Annotated in this window: 20 protein-coding genes and 2 pseudogenes; 9 read left to right on the top strand and 13 right to left on the bottom strand. The window is 72.3% G+C overall.

The annotated features are described in order from the left end of the window. Positions 1–12: 12 nt before the first annotated feature. The 3 genes from BS73_RS03955 to BS73_RS03945 form a co-directional block, all read right to left on the bottom strand. Positions 13–933 carry a carbohydrate ABC transporter permease gene (locus tag BS73_RS03955; protein WP_051939287.1) on the bottom strand — a complete coding sequence of 307 codons (921 nt, stop codon included), beginning with the start codon at positions 931–933 and terminating at the stop codon, positions 13–15. Between the two features lie 12 nt (positions 934–945). Beyond that, complete coding sequence (locus tag BS73_RS03950; RefSeq protein ID WP_235215278.1) at positions 946–1,674, bottom strand: carbohydrate ABC transporter permease; 729 nt, start codon at positions 1,672–1,674, stop codon at positions 946–948. Positions 1,675–2,066: 392 nt separating this feature from the next. Next, complete coding sequence (locus BS73_RS03945) at positions 2,067–4,190, bottom strand: fibronectin type III domain-containing protein (RefSeq protein WP_084703744.1); 2,124 nt, start codon at positions 4,188–4,190, stop codon at positions 2,067–2,069. Between the two features lie 343 nt (positions 4,191–4,533). On the opposite strand from BS73_RS03945, the gene BS73_RS03940 reads away from it, so the two are divergent. The 3 genes and pseudogenes from BS73_RS03940 (at position 4,534) to BS73_RS40885 (ending at position 8,131) form a co-directional block, all read left to right on the top strand. After that, positions 4,534–5,718, top strand: a complete 1,185-nt coding sequence (locus tag BS73_RS03940) for an ROK family transcriptional regulator (protein ID WP_037569772.1) — start codon at positions 4,534–4,536, stop codon at positions 5,716–5,718. Between the two features lie 68 nt (positions 5,719–5,786). Then, a pseudogene (locus tag BS73_RS03935) lies at positions 5,787–7,828 on the top strand (glycoside hydrolase family 95 protein); the annotation flags it as partial. A 54-nt stretch (positions 7,829–7,882) separates the two neighbouring features. Then, a complete protein-coding gene (locus tag BS73_RS40885; RefSeq protein WP_407674959.1) occupies positions 7,883–8,131 on the top strand; it encodes a glycoside hydrolase family 95-like protein in 249 nt (82 codons plus the stop codon). Positions 8,132–8,145: 14 nt separating this feature from the next. Here BS73_RS40885 and BS73_RS03930 read toward each other — a convergent pair whose 3' ends face one another. From BS73_RS03930 to BS73_RS03895, 8 genes and pseudogenes are all read right to left on the bottom strand, one after another. After that, the gene (locus BS73_RS03930) at positions 8,146–8,826 is read right to left on the bottom strand and encodes a LutC/YkgG family protein (RefSeq protein ID WP_037569198.1); all 681 of its coding nucleotides are present in this window, start codon (positions 8,824–8,826) and stop codon (positions 8,146–8,148) included. Then, positions 8,823–10,301 carry a lactate utilization protein B gene (locus BS73_RS03925; protein ID WP_037569196.1) on the bottom strand — a complete coding sequence of 493 codons (1,479 nt, stop codon included), beginning with the start codon at positions 10,299–10,301 and terminating at the stop codon, positions 8,823–8,825. Before BS73_RS03925 ends, BS73_RS03930 begins: the two co-directional genes overlap by 4 nt. Continuing rightward, positions 10,298–11,071 carry a (Fe-S)-binding protein gene (locus BS73_RS03920; protein ID WP_037569194.1) on the bottom strand — a complete coding sequence of 258 codons (774 nt, stop codon included), beginning with the start codon at positions 11,069–11,071 and terminating at the stop codon, positions 10,298–10,300. The genes BS73_RS03925 and BS73_RS03920 overlap by 4 nt, the downstream gene beginning before the upstream one ends. Positions 11,072–11,140: 69 nt before the next feature. Beyond that, on the bottom strand, positions 11,141–11,935 hold the full coding sequence (locus BS73_RS03915; RefSeq protein ID WP_051939284.1) for an SDR family NAD(P)-dependent oxidoreductase: 795 nt from the start codon (positions 11,933–11,935) through the stop codon (positions 11,141–11,143). Next, a pseudogene (locus tag BS73_RS03910) lies at positions 11,935–12,778 on the bottom strand (fumarylacetoacetate hydrolase family protein). The gene BS73_RS03915 and the pseudogene BS73_RS03910 overlap by 1 nt, the downstream one beginning before the upstream one ends. Positions 12,779–12,862: 84 nt before the next feature. Continuing rightward, on the bottom strand, positions 12,863–14,233 hold the full coding sequence (locus BS73_RS03905) for an MFS transporter (protein ID WP_051939283.1): 1,371 nt from the start codon (positions 14,231–14,233) through the stop codon (positions 12,863–12,865). Between the two features lie 42 nt (positions 14,234–14,275). Further along, the gene (locus BS73_RS03900) at positions 14,276–15,364 is read right to left on the bottom strand and encodes a mandelate racemase/muconate lactonizing enzyme family protein (protein ID WP_037569190.1); all 1,089 of its coding nucleotides are present in this window, start codon (positions 15,362–15,364) and stop codon (positions 14,276–14,278) included. Positions 15,365–15,413: 49 nt separating this feature from the next. Continuing rightward, the gene (locus BS73_RS03895; RefSeq protein ID WP_037569188.1) at positions 15,414–16,340 is read right to left on the bottom strand and encodes a 2-dehydropantoate 2-reductase; all 927 of its coding nucleotides are present in this window, start codon (positions 16,338–16,340) and stop codon (positions 15,414–15,416) included. Between the two features lie 143 nt (positions 16,341–16,483). Here BS73_RS03895 and BS73_RS03890 point away from each other — a divergent pair, with 143 nt between their 5' ends. The 6 genes from BS73_RS03890 to BS73_RS03865 all read left to right on the top strand — a co-directional run bounded on the left by BS73_RS03890 (position 16,484) and on the right by BS73_RS03865 (position 22,586). Further along, on the top strand, positions 16,484–17,182 hold the full coding sequence (locus BS73_RS03890) for a GntR family transcriptional regulator (RefSeq protein ID WP_051939411.1): 699 nt from the start codon (positions 16,484–16,486) through the stop codon (positions 17,180–17,182). Between the two features lie 467 nt (positions 17,183–17,649). Beyond that, positions 17,650–18,510 carry an amidohydrolase family protein gene (locus BS73_RS03885; RefSeq protein WP_037569186.1) on the top strand — a complete coding sequence of 287 codons (861 nt, stop codon included), beginning with the start codon at positions 17,650–17,652 and terminating at the stop codon, positions 18,508–18,510. A 91-nt stretch (positions 18,511–18,601) separates the two neighbouring features. Then, the gene (locus BS73_RS03880) at positions 18,602–20,005 is read left to right on the top strand and encodes a sugar porter family MFS transporter (RefSeq protein ID WP_084703742.1); all 1,404 of its coding nucleotides are present in this window, start codon (positions 18,602–18,604) and stop codon (positions 20,003–20,005) included. A gap of 65 nt (positions 20,006–20,070) precedes the next feature. Then, entirely contained in the window at positions 20,071–20,397 is a 327-nt protein-coding gene (locus BS73_RS40880) for a hypothetical protein (RefSeq protein ID WP_037569183.1), read from the top strand. Then, the gene (locus BS73_RS03870) at positions 20,394–21,431 is read left to right on the top strand and encodes an aldo/keto reductase (protein WP_051939278.1); all 1,038 of its coding nucleotides are present in this window, start codon (positions 20,394–20,396) and stop codon (positions 21,429–21,431) included. The genes BS73_RS40880 and BS73_RS03870 overlap by 4 nt, the downstream gene beginning before the upstream one ends. 585 nt (positions 21,432–22,016) lie before the next feature. Continuing rightward, the gene (locus BS73_RS03865; RefSeq protein WP_037569180.1) at positions 22,017–22,586 is read left to right on the top strand and encodes a GNAT family N-acetyltransferase; all 570 of its coding nucleotides are present in this window, start codon (positions 22,017–22,019) and stop codon (positions 22,584–22,586) included. Positions 22,587–22,847: 261 nt separating this feature from the next. Here the strand turns inward: BS73_RS03865 and BS73_RS03860 are convergent, their stop codons facing one another. Both BS73_RS03860 and BS73_RS03855 read right to left on the bottom strand, forming a co-directional pair. After that, positions 22,848–23,513 carry a response regulator gene (locus tag BS73_RS03860; protein ID WP_037569178.1) on the bottom strand — a complete coding sequence of 222 codons (666 nt, stop codon included), beginning with the start codon at positions 23,511–23,513 and terminating at the stop codon, positions 22,848–22,850. Continuing rightward, positions 23,501–24,784, bottom strand: a complete 1,284-nt coding sequence (locus tag BS73_RS03855; RefSeq protein ID WP_037569176.1) for a sensor histidine kinase — start codon at positions 24,782–24,784, stop codon at positions 23,501–23,503. The genes BS73_RS03860 and BS73_RS03855 overlap by 13 nt, the downstream gene beginning before the upstream one ends. Positions 24,785–24,888: the final 104 nt, after the last annotated feature.

Raw genomic sequence — 24,888 nt, 5'->3', positions numbered from 1 at the left:
CCTCCGGTCACCTCACTTCAGTCCGGAGAAGCCGATGGAGTTGATGATCCGTCGGCCGAAGGCGAACAGCAGGAGCAGCATCGGCAGCGCGGAGAGGAGGGTGGCCGCCATCAGCCCGGCCCAGTCCGGGGCGGCCTGCGGGGAGGACTGCTTGAAGACGCCGAGGGCGAGGGTCAGCGGCTCGGTGCTCTGCTGGTTGGTGACCAGCAGCGGCCACATGTAGTCGTTCCAGGCGTTGATGAACATCAGCAGCGAGACGGTGGCGATCGGCGCCGCGCACATCGGCAGCACGATCCGCAACAGGACCCGTACCGGGCCCGCGCCGTCGATGACCGCGGCCTCCTCGATCTCGCTGCTGATCCCGAGCATGAACTGGCGCAGGAAGAACAGGCAGAAGGCGGAGAAGAACGCGCCCGGCAGGATCAGCCCGGCGAAGCTGTTGGTCAGCCCGAGGTCCTTGATGGTCACGAAGTTCGGCAGCAGGGTGAAGACGGCCGGAACCATCAGGGCCGACAGCAGCACGCCGAAGACCACGTTGCGGCCGCGCCACTGCAGGCGGGCGAAGGCGTACGCGGCGGCGGTCGAGCAGGCCACGATGATGACGGTCTGCACTCCCGCGTAGATGAGGGAGTTGCGCAGGAAGAGGGCCAGGTCGAGGGAGGCCCCCGAGCCGCCCTGGGCCTGGGCCGCCGCGGTGCCGGCGATGCCCAGCGCGCGCTCGAAGGCGCCGAAGGTGAAGCCGACGGGCAGCGGTGAGGACGGGTCGGTGGCCAGCGCGTAGTTGTTGGACAGCGCCGTGCGCAGGATCCAGTAGAAGGGGAAGAGCGTGATGGCGACGACGATGCCGAGATAGGTCCAGGCGGCGATCCGTCCGGGCGAGATCCGGCGGCCGCGCGACCGCTTGGTGCGGGCGGGCATGGCGATAGCGGACATGGGCGGCCTCCCTCAGTCCAGGTCGGAGGTGTTGGCGCGGGTGAACCGCAGTTGGATGAAGGTGATCAGGGCGAGCAGCGCGAACAGCGCGAGGGACATCGCGGCGCCGTAGCCGAAGTCGAACTGGCCGAACGCCTTGTCGTAGATGTACATCTGCAGCACGTTGGAGGCGTTCGCCGGGCCGCCCCTGGTGGTCACCTGCACGATGTCGAAGACCGTGAAGGAGTTGATCACGCTGAGCACCAGGACCAGTGCCAGGACCGGGCGCAGCAGCGGCACGGTCAGCCGGCGGAACATCTGGAACTCGCTCGCGCCGTCGACCCGGCCGGCCTCGTAGATGGTCGGCGGGATGGTCTGCAGGCCCGCGAAGATCAGCAGGGCGTAGTAGCCCATCCACTTCCACACGCCGATCGCCGCGAGCGAGGGGATCGCCCAGCCGCCCGTGCCCAGGAACATGATGGAGTGTCCGGTGAGCTTCTCCAGGATGATGTCGACGATGCCCAGCTGCGGGTCGAGCATCCAGGACCACACCAGGGCGGCCACCACATTGGAGATCAGGAACGGCAGCAGGATGATGCCGCGCAGCGTGGTGGAGGAGGTGACCCGGTGCAGGATCACCGCTGTGACCAGGGAGAAGACCGTCCCGAAGCCGACGCTGAGCAGGACGAACCAGGCGGTGACGCCCAGCGAGTGCCAGAAGACTCCGTCCCCGACCAGCTCGCGGAAGTTGGCCAGGCCCACCCACTGAGGCGGCGTCAGGACGTGGAAGTCGGTGAAGCTGAGGTAGATCCCGCGGATGGTCGGATAGGCGTAGAACAGCGCGAACCCGGCCAGGGTGGGGAGGATGAGCAGCCAGGCCGCGCGGGCGTGGCCGCGGCGCGCGGCCCGCGAGCGCGTCCAGCCCCGCCCCCGCCCCGGGCGGCGCGGCGCCCGGGGCGTCCGGGGCGCCGCAGTACGCGCGGCCCTGCGGTGTCGGTGCCGGTGGCGGTCTCGGTGTCCGGGCCATCGGGCCGGCGTTCCGGGCTGGTACGGCTGCTGGGCGTGGAGACCACCACAGCACTCTCCTTCGAGCGAATGGGTGCTTCTGCGTGCGGGGCGGACGGATCCGCCGGGGGTGTGCGGAGGGCGACGGGTCAGACGACGATCCGGTCCAGGTCGGGCGCGGAGTTGTCGGGGTCGCCGAAGGACAGGGTGTTGGCTCCGGCGGTGAGGTGGACCGGGACGGTGACGGACTGCGGGCTGTCCCAGTCGTTGTCGTCGCTACCACCGGTGTTGACCTGCTGGGTGCTGCCGTCGGCGGTGACGTACAGGACCCGGCTGGCGTCCGCGTTCACGTAGTCGAGCCGCATCAGGTAGGTGCCGTCCTTCGGGGCGTCCACGGTCATCCCGAGCGTGCCCGTCCCTCCGATGTAGCCGACCTTCTGCCCGCCGGAGCAGCCGGTGCAGCCCGCCACCTGGGCGCCGCCGCTGAGGCTGTTGCCGGAGGCCTCCGCCTCGTAGGCGGTCGGCCCTTCGGCTCCCGGGGTGGTGAGGGAGAGCGCCTTGCTCGGAGCGGAGCTGCCGCCGCCGGCGTTCCGGGCGACCACGGTGAAGGTGTAGTCGGTGGCCGGGTCGAGGCCGTTGACGGTGGCGGAGGTGCTGGTCGGGTCGGCCACCTCACGGCCGTTGGCGTAGACCCGGTAGCCGGTGGTGGGGCTGCCGGTGCTGGAATTCTCGGTGGTGGCCGGCTGCCAGGCCAGCGAGATGCTGTGCGCGCCGGCGGCGGTGCCGTGGACGCCGAGCGGGACGCCGGGCGCGGTGCCGCTGTGCGGCGGGGTGAGGGTGAACAGCCGGGAGCCGTGCGCCTGCAGAGTCTCCGTCAGATGCCCGGTGGCGGTGCCGAGGTTCTTGTGGCTCCACAGGTCCCGGACGGCGGCCGGGCCGCTGATGCCGAGGTCGGAGAAGTCCGCGGTGACCGGGGCCGTCGCCGAGCCCAGGTTGAAAAGCGCCACGGTGTAGCTGCCGTCGGGGTTGCGGGTGTACCAGGTCTGCTGGTCGGTGGCCTGGCTGACCGGACGGGCCGGGCGCCCGGCCTGGTCGACCGCGAGCACCTCATCGTTGGTCAGCAGCTTCAGCCCGTACGAGTCGAGCTGGGTGAGGTCGTCACCGGTGTACAGCGGTGCCGACTCGATGGCCCACAGCGTGGCCGCGCTCTGCCGCTCGGTGTCGTTGAGGCCGTCGAGCGGGCCGGAGCCGACGTCGAGCGAGTCGAGGTTGTTCCAGTGGCCGGGCCCGGCGTCGTCGATCCACTGCACCACGTCGTTCCAGCGCGCCTTGACCGAGCTGTTCCAGGTCTCCAGCGTGGAGCAGTAGCACTCGACATCGGTGTCGATCCGCCAGCCGTTGGAGTACGCCTGCCAGGCGGAGACGTCCTTGTGGCTGAGCGACCAGGACACCGTCAGCTGGATGGGGCGGCCGGTGCTCTGCAGGGCGGCGTGCCAGGCCTGGATGTCCGGGATGTTGTCGTGCGCGGCGTCGCCCTGCCAGGAGCCCGGCCCGACGCCGTCCACCTTGAGGAAGTCCACGCCCCAGGAGGCGAGTTCGTCGGCGACGGAGTCGATGTACTTCTGCGCGCAGGGGTTGGCGAAGTCCATCTGGTACGCGGAGTTCCAGCCGTTGGTCTTCCGCAGGTCGGGATAGACGATGTCGCCGGTGGTGCAGCCGGGCGCGCCGTAGATCGGAGTGCTGCCGTCGCCGTAGGCGGACGGGTCCAGGCCGACGGCCAGGTAGAGGCCGAACTTGAGCCCCTCGGCGTGTACGTGGTCGGCCACCGCCGCCATCCCGTCCGGGAACTTCGCGGTGTTGGCCACCGGGCGGCCGTATCCGTCGAAGCCGTTGGTCCAGCCGGAGTCGACGTTGATGTACTCGTAGCCGTGCGACTTCAGCTTCGCGGCCACCAGATCGGCCTGCTGCTCGATGTGCGCGGCGTTCAGCCAGTCGACGCCGTACCCGGGGTGCGAGGTGGACTCCAGGCTCCAACTGCTCCAGCCCATATAGGGCTTGGCGGCCAGGGTGGTGCTGGTGCCAGCGGTGCCGGCGGTGCCGGCAGGGCGTGCGGTGGTCGCCGCCGAGGCCTGCGAGGCCGTCGCGACCGGTGCCGCGATCGCCGCCGCGGCGGCCAGTGCGAGGGCCGCGCAGGCCGGGCCGAGGCGCCGCAGTGCGCGGGCGCCCCGGGATCTGCGGGACCCGGAGGGTTCGGCTTCCGACTGTCGTTCCATGACTTCCACCTCTCGGCGTGGAGTGGAGGAGCGCGCCGGGACGACCGCGCAGGCCGGCACCGGGCGGCCAGAAGCCGCCCGGCAAGGGGCAGATCCGACGACACGGCCCCCTCAGGGGCCGGACATCCGCACTCGTCCCGAAGTGCGATCGTCCACGCCGACCGGTTCAAGGTGCGGTGAATCTAGCGAGAGTTTCCTTCCACGGTCAACATACTCAGCACCATGAATCGCCCCCGTCCACAGACCCCTTGTCCCTTGGTTACGTGATCCCAGTCGTCTTGAGGTCCCCTGACCGGCGCCGTCCGCCTTCCTTAATTTCTCAAGGAAATGTATGGTCCAGGGCATGAAGCTCGCCGACCGACCTCCGGCCGCCGCCGCGGTCTTCCGGACACTCCTCGCGCACGGACCGCTCAGCCGCGCCGAGATCGGCCGCCGCACCGGGCTGTCCGCCGGTGCCGTCACCAAGGTCACCGCCCCGCTGCTCTCCGACGGCTGGATCACCGAACAGGGCCGCCCGGCCGGCGAACGGACCAACGGCCGCCCCGCCACGCTGATCGCGGTGCGTCCCGAGCGCGCCTGCTTCGTCGGCGTCAAGGTCACCGCGGACGAGGCCATCGCCGTGCTCACCGACCTGACCGCCCGACCGCTGACCACCGCCCGGGCCGAGCTGGGCTCGCGGGATGTGGGAAGCGTGGTCCTCGCCATCGCCCGCCTGGTCGAGCAGGTACGCGCGCAGGCCTGCGCAACGGATCCGCAGGAGGGCGCAGAGGGCGGAGCCCGGCCGGTCGAGGTGCACGGTATCGGCGTCACCATCTCGGGCGACGTGGACACCCGGACCGGGATCGTCCAGTACTCCCCCTTCCTCAACTGGCGCCGGGTTCCCCTGGCCGAGCTGGTGGAGTCCGCCACCGGAGCCCCCACGGTGATCGACAACGACGTCCGCGCGCTGGCCGTCGCCGAGCAGTGGTTCGGCGCGGGAGCCGGTCTCTCCTCGTTCGTGCTGGTCACCGTAGGGGCCGGGATCGGCTGCGGGATCTCCATCGACGGCCGGGTGGTCTCCGGGGCGCATGGCGTCTCGGGCGAGTTGGGCCATCTGCCGGTCACCGGCACCGACCGCGTCTGCACCTGCGGGAACACCGGCTGCGTCGAGGCCGTCGCCTCCACCCACGCCATCACCGAGCAGGCCCGCAGCGCCACCGGCGATCCGGCGCTCACCATGGACGAGGCCATCCGCCTCGCGCACGCCGGCAACCCCGCCGTACGCGCGGTCTTCGCGGACGCCGGGCACGCCATCGGACTTGCCATCGCCTCGGTCGCCAACCTCCTCGGCCCCGGACGCATCATCATCTCCGGTGAGGGCGTGGCCACCTACGACCTCTTCGAGGAGCAGATCCGCAGCACCTTCGCGGCGCACGCCTTCGGCGCGGCCGGCGACTGCGATCTGGTGGTGCGCCCGCTGCCCTTCGAGGCGTGGGCCCGCGGCGGAGCCGCCCTCGCCGCCCAACTGCTGCTCTCCCCCGCGCGCTGAACCGAGCCCGCCCGCCGGCCGCGCCGGACTGCCCTGCCCGCCCGCACACCCACGGAAGTCACCCCGCCATGCCCCTCACCGTCCAAGCCGCCGATCCGGCCGAACTCCTGGACTCTCCGGCCCCCTCCGCCGGCCGGCTCCGGTACGACCGCCCCGCCGACCGCTGGTTCGAGGCCCTGCCGATCGGCAACGGACGCCTGGGCGGAATGGTCCACGGCGGCGTCATACGGGAGCGGATCGGCCTGTCCGAGTCGACCGCCTGGTCGGGCGCGCCCTCCTCCGGGTCCGACCTGGACCCGGGAGCGCGGGAGGCCCTGGAGCGGGTCCGCAAGCTGCTGCTGGCCGGTGAGCACGCCGAGGCACAGCGGCTGGCCACCGAGCGGCTGATCGGACGCCCCCGTTCCTTCGGCACCAATGTGCCCCTCCCCGAGCTCCGCCTGGACTTCGCACCCGGGCCGCCGGCCGACGAGTACGGCCGCGGCCTCGATCTCGACACCGGGCTGGCCTCGGTCGCCTACCGGCAGGGCGGAGTCCGGTACCACCGCGAGGTGCTGGCCTCGCACCCGCACGGAGTGATAGCCGTCCGGCTGACCGCCGACCGGCCCGGAGCAGTCCACTGCACCGTCTCCCTGGAGGACGGCGCGCTCCCCGGCACGACCACCGCCACCGACACCGCCCTCGTCTTCGAGGGCCACGCCCACGAGTCCCTGCACAGCGACGGAACGCAGGGCGCCGCCGTACGCATCGAAGCCCGGTTCAGCAGCGAAGGCGGGACGCTGAGCGGCAAGGACGGCGAACTCCGTCTGGAGGGCGCCGACTCGGCGGTGCTGTACGTCGCCGTCGGCACCGACTGGGCGGGGCAGGACCCGAAGCAGGCCACCCGAACCGCGCTGTCGGCCGCTCTGGACGCCGGCTATCCGGCCGTCCGCACCGCGCACCTCGCCGACCACCGGGCCCTGATGGGCCGGGTCTCCCTCGACCTCGGCCCCGCCCCGGACGACGCGGCAGCCCTGCCGACCGACCGGCGCCGGGAGCGGCTCGCCGCCGGGCAGTCGGACCACGCACTGCTCGCCCTCTTCTTCCAGTACGGCCGCTACCTGACGATGGCCGGCTCGCGCGCCGACTCGCCCCTCCCCCTGGCACTGCAGGGCGTGTGGAACGACGGCCGGGCCAGCAGCGCCCCCTGGAGCAACGACTTCCACCTGGACATCAACACCCAGCAGAACTACTGGGCCGCCGAACCGGCCAATCTGGCCGAATGTCAGCTGCCCCTCTTCGGCTTCGTCGAGCGGCTGGCCGAGGCAGGCCGCTCCACCGCCGAAGCGATGTACGGCGCACCGGGCTGGGTCGCGCACACGGTCACCAACGCCTGGGGCTACACCGCCCCGGGCTGGGGCGCCGGCTGGGGGCTGCACCTCACCGCGGGCGCCTGGATCGCCCTCCAGCTGTGGGAGCACTACGAGTACGCGCCCGACGGGGTCTTCCTGCGCGAGCGCGTCTACCCGGTGCTGCGCGGCGCCGCCGAGTTCCTGCTGGCGCAGGCCGTCCCCGAGCCGGCGAACGGCTGGTTGGTCACCGGCCCCGCGGAGTCCCCGGAGAACTGGTACCTGGCGCCGGACGGCAGCCGCTGCTCGGTGACCATGGGCGCCACCGTCGACCGGGTGTTCATGGAGGCGGTCCTGCGGATCTGCGCTCAGGCCGCCGAAATCCTGGGCCTGGACGAGGAGTTGCGCGCCCGCATCGCCGAGGCACGCCGCCGGCTCCCCCCGTTCCGGGTCGGCCGGCACGGGCAGCTCCAGGAGTGGCTGCACGACCACGAGGAGGCCGAACCGAGCCATCGCCACACCTCGCACCTGTGCGGGCTCTTCCCCGAGCGGCAGATCAGCCCCCGCGACACCCCCGAACTGGCCCGGGCCGCCAGGGTCACCATCGAGCGGCGCCGGCAGGCCCGGGCTGGGAGCAGGCGGAGTGGGTGGAGGCCAACTTCGCCGCCTACTACGCCCGGCTGCTGGACGGGGACAACGCCCTGCGCCATCTGGTCCATCTGGTCACCGACACCAGCGAGGCCAACCTGATGACCTTCTCCGCCGGCGGGGTGGCGGGCGCCACCGAGAACATCTACTCCTTCGATGGCAACGCCGGCGGCACCGCGGCGGTCGCCGAGATGCTGCTGCAGTCCGACGGCCGGCAGATCGAACTCCTCCCCGCCCTGCCGACCGACTGGCCGGACGGCGAGGTCCGCGGCCTGCGGGCCCGCGGCGGCTTCACGGTGGATCTGCGCTGGCGCGCCGGGCGGCTGACGGGGGCTCGGATCAGCGCCTCGACCGACACCACCACGCTGCTCCGCTACCGGGACACGGTGCGCGAGACCCGCTTCCGCGCCGGCACGGCCCTCGCCGTCACTCCCGGCTGACCGGGGCTCCAGGACTACCGGGAGTCCTGGCAGAGCACGACCTCCAGCACGCGCGGGCCGTGCACGCCCTCGACCCGGTCCAGCTCGATGTCGCTGGTCGCGGAGGGACCGGAGATCCAGGTCAGCGGGCGGGTCGGGTCGAGGCGTCCGAGGGCCTCGGGCACGGAGGAGACGACCTGGCCGGGGGCGCGGACGACGACGATGTGGTGGTCGGGGATGAGGGTGATGCGGCGGCGGCCCTGGTCGGGCGAGCCGTCCAGGACGATGGTGCCGGTCTCGGCGACGGCGACCGCACAGCCCGTGACGACGCTGTCGACGCGGTCCAGCTCCCCCGGCGTGCTCACCGCGCGGTCGTGGACGCGGGTTGCGTCCACGCCGGCCAGCCAGTGCGGCGGGAGCTCCGGCGGTACGAGCACGCTGCCCGCGCCCCGCTCGGCCAGCAGCCGCATGAGCAGGTCGGCGAGCTCTTCGCCGGTGCCCCAGCAGCGGTGGACGATCGCCCGGTAGTCGGTGAGGTTCTCCGCGAGCAGCTCCACCGTCTCCTCGGCGGTGCGCTCGCCGTGCCGGCGCAGGTAGCCGCGGTCGATGCCGGTGCCGTACGCCGCCGGGGCGGCGGGCGGGCCAGCGGGCGGGCCGGCGGGCTCGGCGCCGAGCGCCTGCCGTACCCGGCCCAGGATCACGTCCCTGCTGCTCACTTCGCGGTGTCCTTTCCGCCGTTCGTCCGCTGCCACCAGTCGCGGAAGGATTCCGCCGGGAACCGCGGGAGGTCGCGCGTCGCCGACCACGCCCGCCCGGGGCCGGGCAGCGAGCGCGGATGGAGGCGCCGGGTGCGGGCCGCCAGGCGCTGGCCGGCGCCGAGCGCCGCCGGATGGGTGAAGGCCCAGCGGGCGGCGCGCATCGCGGCCCGCTCGACCGCGTGACCCTTCGCGGGTTGGAGGGTGACCCTGGTGCCGCGCTGGGTCGCCTCGCCGCCCTCCACGACACGTTCGCGCAGGTGCACCAGCACCTCGGGGATGTCGATGGCGACCGGGCACACCTCGTAGCAGGCCCCGCACAGCGAGGAGGCGTACGGCAGCGAGGCGTCGATCTCGCTTGCCGTGCCGCGCAGTTGGGGGCTGAGGATGGCGCCGATGGGGCCCGGATAGACCGATCCGTACGCATGGCCGCCCGCCCGCTCGTAGACCGGGCAGACGTTGAGGCAGGCCGAGCAGCGGATGCAGCGCAGGGCCTGGCGGCCGACCTCGTCGGCGAGGGCGTCGGTGCGCCCGTTGTCGATCAGGACCAGATGGAAGGCCTGCGGGCCGTCGGCGTCGGTGGTGCCCGTCCAGGTGGAGGTGTACGGGTTCATCCGCTCGGCGGTCGAGGAGCGCGGCAGGGTCTGCAGGAAGACCTCCAGGTCCTGCCAGGTCGGCACGATCTTCTCGATGCCGACCACCGAGATCAGGGTCTCGGGCAGGGTCAGGCACATCCGCCCGTTGCCCTCGGACTCGACCACCACGAGGGTGCCGTTCTCGGCGACCATGAAGTTGGCGCCCGAGATGCCGACCTTGGCACGCAGGAACTTCTCCCGCAGGTGGAGGCGGGCTGCCTCGGCCAGCTCGGCTGGGGACTCGGTGAGCCCCTCCGGCGCGGGACGACCCCAACTGCCCATCTCCCGGCGGAAGATGTCGCGGATCTCGCCCCGGTTGCGGTGGATGGCCGGGACCAGGATGTGCGAGGGCCTGTCCTTGCCGAGCTGCACGATGAGCTCGGCGAGGTCGGTCTCGTAGGCGCGGATGTCCTCTGCCTCCAGGTGCTCGTTGAGGCCGATCTCCTGGGTGGCCATCGACTTGACCTTGACGACCTCCGACTCGCCGGTCTCCCGTACGAGTTCGGTCACGATCCGGTTGGCCTCGGCCGCGTCCCGCGCCCAGTGCACGACCCCTCCGGCCGCGGTGACGGACTCCTCCAGCTGCACCAGGTAGTGCTCCAGGTGGCGCAGCGTGTGGTCCTTGATCTGCTTGCCCGCCTCGCGCAGCTGCGCCCAGTCGTCGAGTTCCGCGACCGCGCGGGCGCGCTTGTCGCGGATGGTGTGCGTGGCGTGCTTCAGGTTGGCGCGCAGGGTGGTGTCGCGTACGGCCTCGTGTGCGGCCTTCGGGAAGGCCGGCATTCCGACAAAGGTGCCGCTCATGCTTGGGGCTCCTGTTCCGTGCTCGCCAGGATCTCGGCGATGTGGACCGGGCGGATGCCGACCTTCAGCCGGGACATGGTGCCGCCGATGTGCATCAGGCAGGAGTTGTCCGCCGCGCACAGCACCTCGGCGCCCGTCGAGGCGGCGTTGCGGACCTTGTCCGCACCCATCGCCGAGGAGACGTCCGCGTTCTTGACCGCGAAGGTGCCGCCGAAGCCGCAGCACTCCTCGGCGCCCGGCAGCTCCACCAGCTCAAGTCCCCGGACCTGGGCCAGGAGTCGGGCAGGGCGGTCGCCCAGGCCGAGGGAGCGCAGGCCGTGGCAGGTCGGGTGGTAGGTCACCGTGTGCGGGTAGTACGCCCCGACATCGGTCACCTTGAGAACGTCGACCAGGAACTCGGTCAGCTCGTACGTCCTGGGCACCACCGGCGCCAGCGCCGCCGCGAGCGCCGTGCCCCGGCCCTCCGCGCGGGCCCGCTCGCCCATCCGCGGGTACAGCTCGCGGACCATCGCCGCGCAGGATCCGGACGGCGTGACGATCGCGTCGTACGCGCCGGCGGCGAGGCCGGGGCCGAAGGTTTCGGCGTAGTGGGTGGCCAGGGGTTCCGCCTCTCGGCGGTAGCCGGTGTTGTAGTGGGCCTGGCCGCAGCAGGTCTGGGCGGCGGGGAAGTCCACCTCGACTCCCAGCCGGGTGAGCAGCTTCACGACGGCGCGGCCGGTGTCCGGGTAGAGCGTGTCGTTGACACAGGTCAGGAAGAGCGCGACACGCATCGGGGCGCATCCTTTCGATGATCCGTCGCGAAGCGGCGGGGCGGCGTGGCGGTCGGCATGGCGGTCCGGTCACTCGCTCCGCAGCCGGAGGCCCTGCATGCCGCCGTCGACCGCAAGGTCCGTGCCGGTGGTGGCGCCCGACCGGGGACTGGCCAAGTAGGCGACGGCGTAGGCGATCTCGTCGGCGCTGACGAGTCGTCCGGTGGGCTGCCGGGCGGCCAGGGCGGCGCGCTCGGCGGCCGGGTCGTCGGCGGCGTCGAGCAGCCGGCCCACCCACGGGGTGTCCACGGTGCCGGGGTTCACGCAGGTCACACGGATGCCCTCGCGTACATGGTCGGCCGCCATCGCGCGGGTAAGCGCCAGGACCGCGCCCTTGCTCGCGGAGTACAGGGCCCGCTGGGGCAGTCCGGCGGTGGCCGCGATCGAGCACATGTTGACGACGGCGGCGTGTCCCTCCCCACCTGCGGCAGCCTTGCGCAGGGCGGGCAGGGCGGCGGCCGTGACCCGGGCGATGCCGATGACGTTGACGTCGAGAACGCGCCGCCACTCGTCGGAGGCGTTGTCCTCGACGGTGCCCTGGGCGCCGATGCCGGCGTTGTTGACGAGGATGTGGATACCGCCGAGCTCCCTCACCACGGTGTCGACGGCCGCGCGGACGGCCTCGTCGTCGGTGACGTCGCAGGGGATGTGCAGGAACGGCTCGTCGCTCGCGGCCCGGTCGAGTACGGCCACCCGGGCCCCGCGGGCGTGCAGTTCGCGGGCGGTGGCGAGGCCGATGCCGGAGGCGCCGCCGGTGACGACGGCGACCAGGTCCTGGAGTTCGGGCCCGCGGGTGTCCGCGGTGGGGGATATCCGGGCGGTCATCATGCGTCCTTCGCTGCGATGGTCGTCTGGCGCTGCGTACCGAGCCCTGTGCCGTCGAGTTCGACGACGTCGCCGGGGCGCAGGTAGGGGAAGCGGCCGGAGAGGGCGACGCCCTCCGGGGTTCCGGTGAGGATGAGGTCTCCGGGGTCGAGGGTCATGAACTGGCTGAGCCGATGCACGATGTCGGCCACGGGGAAGATCAGGTCGGCGGTGCTGGAGTCCTGGCGGGGCTCGCCGTTGACGCGGCTGCGCAGGCGGACGTCCGTCGGGTCCAGCTCGTCGGCGGTGACCAGCCAGGGCCCGACGGGGGTGAAGGTGGGTGCGGACTTGCCCTTCGACCACTGCCCCCCCGGAGGTGTGCAGCTGCAGTTCGCGTTCGGAGACGTCGTTGCCGAGGACGTAGCCGGCGATGTGCGCGGCGGCGTCCGCGGGAGAGTCGAGGTAGCCGGCCTGCTTGCCGATGACGATGCCGAGTTCGACCTCCCAGTCCGTCATGGTGCTGCCCCGCGGGATGACCACGGCGTCGTTCGGGCCGACCACCGTGTTGGGGTGCTTGAAGAACACGACCGGCTCGGTGGGCGGTTCGGCGCCGGACTCGGCCGCGTGTTTGGCGTAGTTCATGCCGACGCAGACGACCGCCGAGGGGCGGGTGATGGGCGCGCCGATGCGCAGCCCTGCGGCGTCCGCGAGCTCGGGGAGGCCGGTCGGGTCGAGTGCGGGCAGCCGGTGTTCGAGGAACTCGGGGGTCACGTCCGGAGTGACGCTCCTCAGGTCGAGGACCCGGTCTCCGTCGACGACGACCGGAACCTCGTGCCCCGGCCGGCCCAGGCGGGCGATGCGCATGCTGATGCTTCCTCAACTCCCCGCCCGGCATGGGCCGTTCGGGGCTCGATGGTGGTACTTCGGGTGGTACTTCAGGTGGCAGGCTCAGCGGAAGGTGCCGGTCGAGGCCCGGAGGGCTTCCACGGTGGTGGTGCTGAGGTCGCGGCCGCGGGTCTCGGGGCCGAGGGCGACCGCGAGGCCTCCGATGAGGCAGGCGGCCAAGACGAACAGGCAGACGCCCCACGAGCTGCCGCCCGTCGCGGAGACCAGGGCGACGGCGATGAGCGGGGTCAGCCCACCGGTGACGGCGCCGGAGGCCTCCCGGTACAGCGAGAGGCCGGTGAAGCGGGAGCGCGCGGTGAACAGTTCGCTGTAGTACGCGGCCTGCGGGGCGAACATGCAGCCCACGCCGATCCCCATGCTGACCACGACCGCGAGCACGACGGGCAGCGAGGTGTCCGCATGGTCGATGATCCAGAAGTAGGGGAAGACGAAGAGGGCGGAGAAGACGCAGCCTCCGAGCGCCACCGGCTTGCGGCCGATCAGGTCGGTCAGGCGGGCGAACAGGCACAGCGAGACCGCCGTCACGGCGGTGCCGACGGTGACCGCGAAGGGTCCCGTCGAGCTGTCCCGCTTCAGGGTGTCGGAGAGGTAGGCGGCCAGGAACGTCAGGTTCAGATAGGCGACGACGTTCTGGGCGGTCTGCAGGCCGAAGACGACCAGGCCGGCCTTCCATTCGGTGCGCACGACCTCCCGGACCGGCGAGACCTCGGCGGTCTCAGCGCGTTCCTGCGCCGCTTCGAACGCCGGGCTCTCGGTCAGCCGCAGCCGGATGACGAGAGCCGCGCCGATGACCAGGACGCTGGCCGCGAACGGGACCCGCCAGCCCCAGGAGAGGAACTGCTCTTGCGGCAGCCGCGTGGCCAGGGCGAAAGCCCCCGAAGCCAGCAGGATGCCCAGGTAGACGCCGACACTGGGCGCGGCACCGAACAGTCCGCGCCGCCGCGAGTCGGAGAACTCGGCCGTCAGGATGGCCGCCCCGCCGTACTCGGCTCCGGCCCCGAGGCCCTGAACGGCGCGCAGGAGCACCAGCAGCACCGGGGCGAGCACGCCGACCTGACGGTACGTCGGGAGCAGGGCCATGCCGACCGTGGATGCGCCCATCACCAGGAGCGTGATGACCAGGACCCGCTTGCGGCCGACCAGGTCGCCGAGGCGGCCGAAGACGATACCGCCCAGCGGCCGGACGAAGTAGCCGACGGCGAGCGCGCCGAAGGAGGCCAGCAGCGAGGCCGTGGCGTCGGACGAGGGAAAGATGATCTTGTTGAAGACCAGAGCGGCGGCCGTGCTGTACAGGTAGAAGTCGTACCACTCGAGGGCGGAGCCGACGAGGGACGCCAACAGGACTCTGCGGCGGTGCGCGGCATCGGTGCCGCTTCCGGCGTGGCCGGGCTTCGCCGAGCTGAGGGTGGACATCGTCGTCCTCCTGGTGCGGGAAGGTGCGGGCGGGACTACGGGTCAGGCGACGCGGCGGTCGTCGATGGCATCGCGGTCCCAGGCGATGCCGAGCCCGGGCTCGGACGGCGCGTACGCGAGGCCGTCCGCGATCCGCAGCTGACGCGTCGTCACGGCGCGCAGCTGCGGGATGTACTCGACATAGCGGGCGTTCGGCACGGCGGCGGTCAGGCTGACGTGGATCTCCATCAGGAAGTGCGGGCAGACCTCGACATTGAAGGCCTCCGCCAGGTGGGCGACCTTCAGCCAGGGCGTGATGCCGCCGATCCGGGCCACGTCGGGCTGCACGATCCCGGCGGCGCCGCGCTGCAGATACTCGCGGAAATGGCCGAGCGAGTACATGGACTCCCCCACCGCCACCGGGATGCTCGTCGAGGCGGCGAGCCGCTCGTGGCCCGCCACGTCCTCGGCGGGCAGCGGCTCCTCCAGCCAGCCGACGTCGTACGGCTCCAGGAGAGCGGCGCGGCGGATGGCCTCGGGGGCGGTGAAGGCCTGGTTGGCGTCGACCATGATGTCCAGGCCGGGTCCGACGGCCTCGCGTACGGCCCGGATCCGGGCGGCGTCCTCGCCGGGGCTGGGCTTGCCGATCTTGATCTTGACGCCGGAGAATCCCTGCTGCTGCGCCTGGAGGGCCCCCGCGACCAGTTCGTCCTCGGCCAGCTGGAGCCAGCCGCGCTCGGTGTCGTACACCGGAACCGCCTGGCGTGCCCCGCCGGCGACCCGCCACAGCGGCTCGCCGGCCCGCAGGCACCGCAGGTCCCACAGCGCGAGGTCGACGGCGGCCAGGCCGAGGGCGGTGATCGCGCCGACCATCGTGGCGCGCGTACTGTCGTACATCGCCCGCCAGGCCCCTTCGATCTCGCGGGAGTCGCGGCCGACGAGGGCGGGCAGCAGGTGGTCGCGCAGCATCGCGAGGACGGCCCGGCCGCCGGTGCCGATGGTGTACGAGTAGCCGGTCCCGGTCAGCCCGTCGTCTGTGGCGACCTCGACGAAGAGGGTCTCCTGCTTGAGGAAGGCCTGGGTCGCATCGGTGCGCACCGTCTCCACCTCGATGTCGACGAGGTAGGCCTCCGCCTTGGTCACCCGTGCCACTGCTGCTCCTGATGCTCGAAGTTATGGTGTGCGACTGCTGAAACCGCTGTCACTGCCGCTGTCGCGCGAGCGCGCCGTCCAGGGCGGCGACGAGCGCGAGCACCCCGGTGCAGGTCGGAGCGGTGTTCCCGTGGGCGCGGGCCCTGCGGACCACGGCCCCGAGCAGCCCGTCGTACTCGAGGGGCCGCCCGGCGAGACGGTCGGCGAGCATCGAAGACCCGGCGCCCGCGGGGCGGGCATCGATCCACGCGAGGGTGTCGTCGACGGCATCGGCCGGCAGTCGTGCGCCCTCGGCCCTGGCCACCTCGGCCACTTCGGCGAGCATCGCGGCCGCCAGGCCCCGGACCTCCGGGTCGCCGAAGACCTCAACTCCGCGGCAGGTGAGGGCCGTTATGGGGTTGGCGACGGCATTGGCCATGAGCTTGCGCCAGGCCTCGGTGGTGAAATCGGCGACGGCCCGCACCCCGAGGCCGGTCCGGTCGAGCAGCGCGAGGGCGCGGCGCCCCGGCACGTCGTCGCCGACCAGGAGACCCGGCCCCTCCCGGCGGACCTCCACCCGGTCCCGTTCGTGCCGTTCGGCGTTGAAGTGGACCAGAACCGGGGCGACCTGACCGGGCGAGGAATGCGGTGCGATCCGCTCGCGGTGCTCGACACCGTTCTGCGCGACGACGACCAGGGTGTCGCGGCCGACCAGCCGCTCCAGCCAGGCCCGGGTCGCCTCCCCCTGATGCAGCTTGGTCGCCACGATCACCCAGGGGAAAGGGGACGCGCCCTCCGGGTCGTCGCACCACTCGACGTCGACGGTCCGGCTGCCGTGCTCGCCGCTGGTCGTCACCGCGGATATGGGTGGCGTTCCGGTCCTGCCGCACAAGGTCACCGGGTGCCCCTGAGCGGCCAGCCCCGCCGCGAGCGCCAGCCCGACGGCACCGGGGCCGACGACGGCCACGCGGGCGGGGTCCGTCTCGCTTCCGCTCACCGCACACCTCAGATTCCTATAGGAAATTTCAGTGCGGCACATAATGCTATAGGAATATCCGGATGACAACAGTCCACTGCCGGGGCGCACCCACGCCGTCCTGCGCCATCCCGGGGAGCTGCCGATTCTCTATGATTCTCGCCATGGTGGAAGAGAATCGACACGATGTGCTGACCGATCGCGTCTACGAGGCCGTCAAGGCCATGGTCATGGACCACGAGATCGCGCCCGGCGCCCGCGTGAGCATCGACGGCCTGGCCCGCCGCCTCGACGTGTCGGCCACCCCCGTACGCGAGGCCCTGGCCCGGCTCGAAGCGGACGGGCTGGTCGTCAAGCGCCCCAACGCCGGCTATCGCGCGACCGAACTGCTCGACCCGGAGGCCCTGACGGACCTGTTCGAAATGCGGCTGCTGCTGGAGCCGCGCGCGGCCTCGCTCGCCGCGGAGAACGCGGGCGAGGAGGAGCTGCGGCACCTGCGGTCCATCCTCGAGGAGATGCGCTGGCACCCCGAGAGCGGCGCAAGATACGCCGAGTACCGCCAATTCGCCCTGCTCGACCAGGAGTTCCACGAAGCGCTGGCCTACGCGGCGGGCCGCCCCCTGCTGGCCGATGCGGTGACCCGGCTCCATGCGCACCTCCACATGTTCCGGCTCAACAGCGCGCCGGGAGCGGCCGGGCCGACCATCGACGAGCACGAGCGCATCGTGGACGCGGTGGCCCTCCGGAACCCGGAGAAGGCCGCCGAGGCGATGGCCACCCACCTGCGCTCCAGCCGGGTCCGGCACCGCCCGCACGACTCCTCGCCGCGGCCGCACCGGCGTCTCGGGGCTCCGCGCGCCTGAGCGCGAGCCCGTGGACTTCGGCTCAGAGGGTTGACTCGCCGAGGAGTCGGACTCACCATGGCGCAGGGGCAGGATCATATTTGATTCGACTCGTTCGCGGGTGTTACGCACAGGATCGTGGATGACCCGCAGGGCAGACCCGGGCGTACCGGCGTCCGCACCGGAGACCGCCGCAACGAAGGGGCATCTCACCGCATGGAACGCATTGCACAGGTGGTACGGGTACTCCCGGACCACGTCGACGGGTACCGCGAACTGCACCATGCTGTCCCGCGGGCGGTCCCCGACACCCTGCGCCGCTGCCACATCGCGAACGACACCACTGCCAGCAGCCGGTCGCGGAGGCCGGTCCGCACGAGCTGTGGGCGCCGATGGAACAGGGCTTCCTCATGGAGTGAGGCCGCGCCCCGCCGGCCATCGGCCGCGCCCACCCCGACCGCCCCTCCCGCCAGGAGCTGAACCACACCGTGAGCACCACCCCCTACATCGTCGATGCGCACCATCACGTCTGGGATTTGGGCGTGCGCGATCAGGACTGGATCACCGGTCCCGAACTCGCCCCGCTCCGGCGCGACTTCACCCTGGCCGACCTCACACCGCTCGCGCGCCGCGAGGGCGTGCGCGCAAGCGTGGCAGTGCAGACCGTCGCGGTCGCCGACGAGACCCCGGAACTGCTCGCCCTGGCGGCAGAGCGGGACCTGGTGCGCGCCGTGGTCGGCTGGACCGATCTCACCGCGCCCGACGTCGTGCAGGAGCTCGCCCGGCTCCGGGGACTCCCCGGTGGCCGGTACCTGGCCGGCATCCGCCACCAGGTCCAGGGCGAGCCGGACCCAGACTGGCTGACCCGCCCTGACGTCCTGAACGGCCTGCGCGCCGTGGCCGCCGCCGGCCTCGCCTACGACCTCATCGTCCTCCCGCAGCAGCTCCCCGCGGCCCGCCGGGCGGCCGCCGCGGTGCCCGAACTCACCTTCGTACTCGACCACCTGGGCAAGCCCCCGATCGCCTCGGGCGTCATCGGGGCCTGGCAGCGCGACCTGCTGCGGCTGGCCGAACTGCCCAACGTGGTCTGCAAGCTGTCCGGTCTGGTCACTGAGGCCGACTGGAGCCGTTGGAGCACCGAGGACCTGCGCGTCTGCACGGAGACCGCACTGGACGCCTTCTCCCCGGACCGGCTGATGTTCGGCTCCGACTGGCCCGTGTGCACCCTGGCCGCTTCGTACGGCGACGTCGTCGCGTCCGCCGCGGACCTCACCCGGGGCCTCAGCCCGTCCGAGCAGACGGCCGTGTGGTCCGGCACCGCCACCCGGGTGTACGCGCTCGCGGACTGAACCGCCACCCGCACGACGCCGTCCACGGCCGTCCCGAACGACCGACGCCCCACCGCCCTTCTCCCCTTCGTGTCCGACGAGAGGCCGCACCATGCCGCCGAAGGCATCCCCGTCCCGTCAAGCCGTCGCGGAACCACCCACCGACACCGGCAGATCCGCCGGCGCCCTGCCCCGCCGCGTGTACGCGGTGGCCGTACTCGGCGGCCTGTCGGGCCTTCTGTACGGTTACGACTCTGGAGCCATCTCCGGAGCTCTGGCCCCACTGACCAAGCAGTTCGGGCTCAGTGCCACCGGCCAGGGCCTCGTCACCAGCCTGCTGCTGCTCGGCGCGCTGCCCGCGATCGCCGCCGGCGGCCTCGCCGCGCGCCGCTGGGACCGGCGGCACCTGCTGATCCTGGCCGGCGCGATCTTCTTCTTCGGCTCGATCGGCTGTGCTCTCGCGCCGAGCGCCCCCGTCCTCATGGCGTCCCGCTTCGTCCTCGGCTTCGCCGTGGGCCTGGCCAATATGTTCGGCCTCATCTACCTGAGCGAACTCGCGCCCAAGCAGCTGCGCGGCCGCATCACGGCGCTCTACCAGCTCGCCGTCAACGTCGGCATTCTCCTCGCCTACGTGGTCGGCGACGCGCTGTCCTCCTCCGGCGCCTGGGAGTGGATGCTCGGCCTCGGCGCGATCCCCGCGGTGATCTTCTTCATCGGCATGGTCACCAGCCCGGCGGGCCCGCGCTGGCTGATGATGCGCGGCCGGGAGGCCGACGCCGAGGCAGTGCTGACCACGCTGCGCAGTGGCCCGGCGGAGGCGGCCGCCGAGGTCGCCGAGATCCGTACCAGCCTCGCCCAGCAGCACACCGGGCTGCGCGAGTTGTTCACCGGCCACTACCGCACCCCGCTGCGCATCACCCTCATCCTGACCTTCTTCCAGGTCTTCACCGGCATCAACGCGGCCGTCTACTACGCACCCGTCATCTTCCAGCACCTCACCGCCGACTCGGGCAGCGCCGGCACCATCGCCAACTACTGCGTGGGCGGGGCCCTGGTGGTGTCCACCGCGGTGTCCCTGCCGCTCATCGAACGGCTGGGCCGGGTACGCCTGCTGACGGCTTCGCTGATCGCCCAGGTGCCGCCGATGGTGGTGCTCGCGCTCTTCCCCGACGTCACCGTCGTCGCCATCGCCTGCGTCTTCGTCTACACCTTCGCCTTCGGCATCGGCCTCGGCCCGGTCTTCTGGCTCTACTGCCCCGAGGTCCTGCCGCTGCGCGCCCGCGCCGTCGGCATGGCCGTGATCACCTTCACCCAGTACCTGATGAACTTCCTGTTCTCGCTGGTCTTCCCGGACGCGCTGCACGCGCTCGGGTCCGCCGTGTTCGGCGTGTTCGCGGTGCTGTCCGCGATCGCCGCCTGGTACGTGGCACGCCGGGTGCCGGAGACCGCCGGCAAGTCGCTGGAGGAGATCGAGACGCTGTGGCTGCGGCAGCCGCAGCGGTCCGCGGCGGCCTGACGACACGTCACCAGCCCACCGTCCCCTGGCGGATCAACACAGAGAAGACAGAGAAGGAACTCCCGTTGTCCGAACAATCCGCGCGGATCACAGCGCTGGACACCTACGACATCCGCTTCCCCACCTTGGACGAACTGTGCGCCGACCCCGGCGCCCTCAGCCGCGAGCTGAACGGCGACAGCCAACTGCGCTGGCTGGGCCCCGAGAACGAGCACTTCGAGGACCCGGCGGTCGTCCGCGAGGGCCACTACACCGACCCGCTCGCCCCCGGCTTCTCCGCGACCATGAAGACGGAATCGATCGCCGCCTTCCGCTACCCGGACGGCCACTTCTGGCAGGCCGACCTCGCACAGCAGGCGGACGCCCTCCCCCAGCTGGAGGCGGCCCTGTGACCGGACACGACGAACCCGGGCGATCGGCCCAGGCCGACCCGCTCCCCCGCGTCCCACTCGGCCGCTCCGCCGCCTGGACCACCCCGCTCGCCTTCGGCGGCGCGGGGGTCGGCAACCTTTTCCGGGCAATCGACGACGCGGAGGCCGCGGCCGTCCTGGAGTGCGCCTGGGACCAGGGCATCCGCACCTACGACACGGCCCCGCACTACGGACTCGGCCTCTCCGAGCGCCGCCTGGGCAACGCGCTGCGCGCCCGCCCCCGCGACGCGTACACGCTCTCCACCAAGGTCGGCCGACTCCTCGAACCGGTCCCCGGCCCGCACGACGACGATGACGACCTCGCCAACGGCTTCGCCGTGCCGGCAACCCACCGACGCCGCTGGGACTTCAGCGCCGACGGCGTACGCCGCAGCCTGGAGGACAGCCTCGGCCGGCTCGGCCTGGACCGCATCGACATCGTCTACCTGCACGACCCGGACGACCATGAGCGGCAGGCCCTCGACGAGGCCTATCCGGCGCTGGAACAACTGCGCTCCGAAGGCGTCGTCAAGGCCATCGGCGTCGGCATGAACCAGTCCGCGATGCCCGCCCGCTTCGTCCGGGACACCGACATCGACGTGGTCCTCCTCGCCGGCCGCTACACCCTCCTCGACCGCAGCGCAGAGGCCGATCTACTCCCCCAGGCGTTGAGGCGGGGCGTGTCCATCATGGCCGGCGGCGTCTTCAACTCCGGACTCCTCGCCGACCCCCGCCCGGACGCGCCGTACGACTACGCGGCACCGCCCGAGCTTCTGCTGCGCCGGGCCCTGCGCCTCCAGGAGATCTGCGCGGAGCACGGTCTGCCGCTGCGCGCCGCGGCCGCCCGCTTCCCCCTCCGCCACCCGGCCGTCGCCGGCACCCTCCTCGGATTGAGCAGCGTCAGAGAGGTCATCGACGCAACGACCCAGTTCCGCAGGCCCATCCCCGACGCGTCGTGGCGGAGTCTGGCGGCGGTCGGCCCAACGGGACCGCCGCCCGATGACGTGTCCTTCTGAGATCCGGCGCCCGGCCGACCGGCCCGACCGAGCACTCGCGTCCTGCCCCGCAACCGCCGCCGCGCTGTGGTCTCCCGGCCAGCCGACGCGTCAGCCGCTGAGGACAGCCATGCCGGGGGTGCAAGGTGCGCGCCACCCTCCCAGGCTGCTGCCGCGGTGCGACGGCGACCGCGGTCCTGGTGATTCGCCGAATGGCGGCCCGAGTCGGAGGTCGTCCGGGACGAGGAAGAGGCTTTCGTCGAGATCGTACGGAGGCCGCTCGGCGTGGCTACTCGGCCTCGTCGGCGCGGCGATCGTGAGCGCCTGACCAGCGGAGTCCCCTGGTCCAGTGGTGAATTCGCAGACACGGGCCCGGTCGGTGGTAGTGGCACCCGCGCGGCGGCGCAGGATGTGGTGCTCTCCCCCGCCGAGCTCCCCGCCCGCTGGCGGCTGCGCGTCGCACCTCACCACCCTGCCGCTTCGACCAGCACAAGCGGCCTGCCTCGACGCCGGCCCGGGCTAGGGCCGGGGCGCGGGCTGGGGCTGGGGCTGGGGCTGTCGATATTGCGTTGTGGGTTTTCGGTGGGGTGCGGGAGTATCCCGGGCATGGGAGAACCTGCCGAGATCCTGACGTGCGGCCCGGTGGAGTTGCGGCGGTGGCGCTTGGGTGATCTGGACGCCCTGGACCGGGCGATCCTGGAGTCACGGGAGCATCTGCTGCCCTGGATGCCGTGGGCTGCCGACTGCGGCAGAGAGCAGACGGCGGCCTTCCTGGCGCGCAACCAGGAGGAGTGGGCCGGCGGCCAGGCTTTCGGCTATGCGATCACCCTTGAGGGGGCGGTCGTCGGCAGTTGCAGCCTGATGCGTCGCATCGCCGAGGGCGGCCTTGAGATCGGCTACTGGGTCCATCCCCGGTGGACTCGACGGGGTCTGGCCTCGCACGCCGCCACCGCCCTGGTCTGCCAGGGCCTGGACCTGCCCGGCGTCGACCACTTCGAGATCCATCACGACGCCGCCAACCTGGCCAGCGGCGCCGTCGCCCGCCGCTTGGGTTTCGTCCAGGTCGCACGCGTGGCTGCTCCCGAGGGGCCCGCCGCGCCCGGTGAGGTGGGCGTCGACATCATCTGGCGCCTGACCACCGACCAATGGCACGCGGGCACGGCAGAACGAGGGTGATGCGGAGGGCCATGGGCCGGGTACTGCGCCGCACGAGTGCGAACGCGAGCGCGAGTACGAGCGCGCTGCGCCCGGGCCGGGGCCCCTCACAAGCTCCTCCACCAGCCGCCCCTCGCTCAAGCGGCCGCCGTCAGGGCTGCGGTCGTCGCCGCCTCTGTGGGCAGGAACGCCTCCATCTTGACTCCGCCGGACGCGGCCGGGGCCGGGCCCGGGGCCGAGGGACCGACCCGGTCGGCCCGGCACGCGGCCCGCTGGTCGTGGTCACGGAGGGGAATGGCGCGGTCCGGACGCTGCGAGGAACCGCAGCACGGCCAGGACGCGGCGGTGGTCCGCGTCGACCACCGGCAGGTCGAGCTTGGCGAAGATGTTGTTGATGTGCTTGGCCACGGCGCTCTCGCCGACCACCAGCGCCTGCGCGATGCCGGCGTTGGAGCGCCCCTCGGCCATCAGGCCCAGCACCTCCCGTTCGCGGGGGGTGAGCCGCGCGAGCGGGTCGCTCTCGCGCCGCAGCAGCAGCTGGGCGACGACCTGCGGGTCCAGGGCCGTGCCCCCGTCCGCCACCCGCCGGACCGCCGCCACGAAGTCGGCGACGTCGGCGACCCGCTGCTTGAGGAGGTAGCCCACCCCGCTGGTGTGCGCGGACAACAGGTCGGCCGCGTACCGCTCCTCCACGTACTGCGACAGCAGCACCACCGGCGTCCCGGGCCAGCGCCGGCGGATCTCCAGCGCCGCCCGCACCCCCTCGTCGGTGAATCCGGGCGGCATCCGCACGTCGATCAAGGCGAGGTGCGGCCGGTGCTCGCCCACCGCCGCCAAGAGCCCCTCGGCGTCGCCGGTCTCCGCCGCGACCTGGAAGCCGCCCATCTGAAGCACCTTGACCAGGCCAACGCGCAACAGCACCGAGTCCTCGGCGATCACCGCGCGCACGGCAGCTCCGCGGTGAGGGTGGTGGGCCCGCCGACGGGGCTGCTGACGTGGAAGGCCCCGTCCAGGGAGCCGACCCGCCGGGCCAGCCCGGTCAGTCCCGTGCCGGCGGTGGCGTCGGCGCCGCCCAGCCCGTCGTCGGTGACGCGCACCCGCAGCACCTCCCCGACCTGACGCACCATCACCTCCGCGCGCATCGCGCGGGCGTGCTTCGTCGCGTTGGTCAGCGCCTCGGAGACCACGAAGTAGGCGACCGACTCCACGTGGGGAGCCACCCGCCCCTCCAGATCCACCCGCAGCCGCACCGGCAGGGGCGTGCGGGCGGCGAGCCCGGACAGGGCCGCGTCCAGGCCTCGGTCTTCGAGAACGGCCGGATGGAGGCCCCGTACCAGGTCGTTGAGTTCGGCGATCGCCTCCTTCGCCTCCAGGTGCGCTTTCGCGATCACCTCGCGGTCATCGTCCGGCAGGTCCGGGCGGGTGGCCAGGGCCAGCCCCAGGTTGACCGCGAGGGACACCAACCGCTGCTGGGTGCCGTCGTGGAGATCGCGCTCGATCCGTCGGCGCTCGGCGTCGACGGCCTCGATCAAGTCGCTCCGGCTCACCGCCAGCTGATCGACCCGCTGCTGGAGCCGCTGCGCCCGGCTGGGCCCCAGCAGGCCCAACGCCAGCCGTGACTCGACCCGGGCCACCGCCCGCGCGCTCCAGGGCAGGGCGCACAGCAGGAGGAGTCCGGCCGCCGTGTAGGCCGGCAGTCGGGTCAGGTAGCCGAACCAGTCCTGGCGGATTCCGGTGGGCAGCGCCCATGCCCAGGCATAGGCGAGCGCGCCCGCCAGGCCTGCCGCCGCCGCCGCGAGTACCAGCAGCTCCAGCAGGACGAGCAGGGGGCCCAGCAGGAGGTGGTAGCAGATCCCGCGCCACGGCCGCGTCGCCACCAGCCGCCGAGCCGTCCAGGCCCATGTCCGCTGCCCCGGGCCGGTGCGGGCGGGGGTCCGGCTCCGGGTCCGGTTCCGGGTAGGGGCGGGCCGGGGGACGTCCACGCCGAGGAGCATCCGGTAGCGCGCCCGCTGGACACCCGTCAGCACCGGGGCACCGAACAGGGCCAGCCCGACCGAGAGGGGTACCGTCAGGGGCCAGTTCCCCGTCTCGGCGGTAGTCGTCGCAGCCCAGGCCCACACGGGCACCAACGCCAGGTGCGGCAGCACACCAGCGGCGAGAAACCCGCTGTCCCGCCGCGCCCGAAGGGCCGAGCGTCGCAGCGACGCTGGAATCGTCATGGCATGACGCTAGAACACCGCGACAAGACGATGCCATGAAACCCCTACCCGCTCCCATGGTGAACCCAGCACCCCGACCGCAGGACTCGACCCTGGCCCGTGAG

The organism is Phaeacidiphilus oryzae TH49, assembly GCF_000744815.1.
In the GTDB taxonomy this organism is placed as follows: Bacteria; Actinomycetota; Actinomycetes; order Streptomycetales; family Streptomycetaceae; genus Phaeacidiphilus; species Phaeacidiphilus oryzae.
This window is presented reverse-complemented; position numbering and strand designations above follow the sequence as displayed.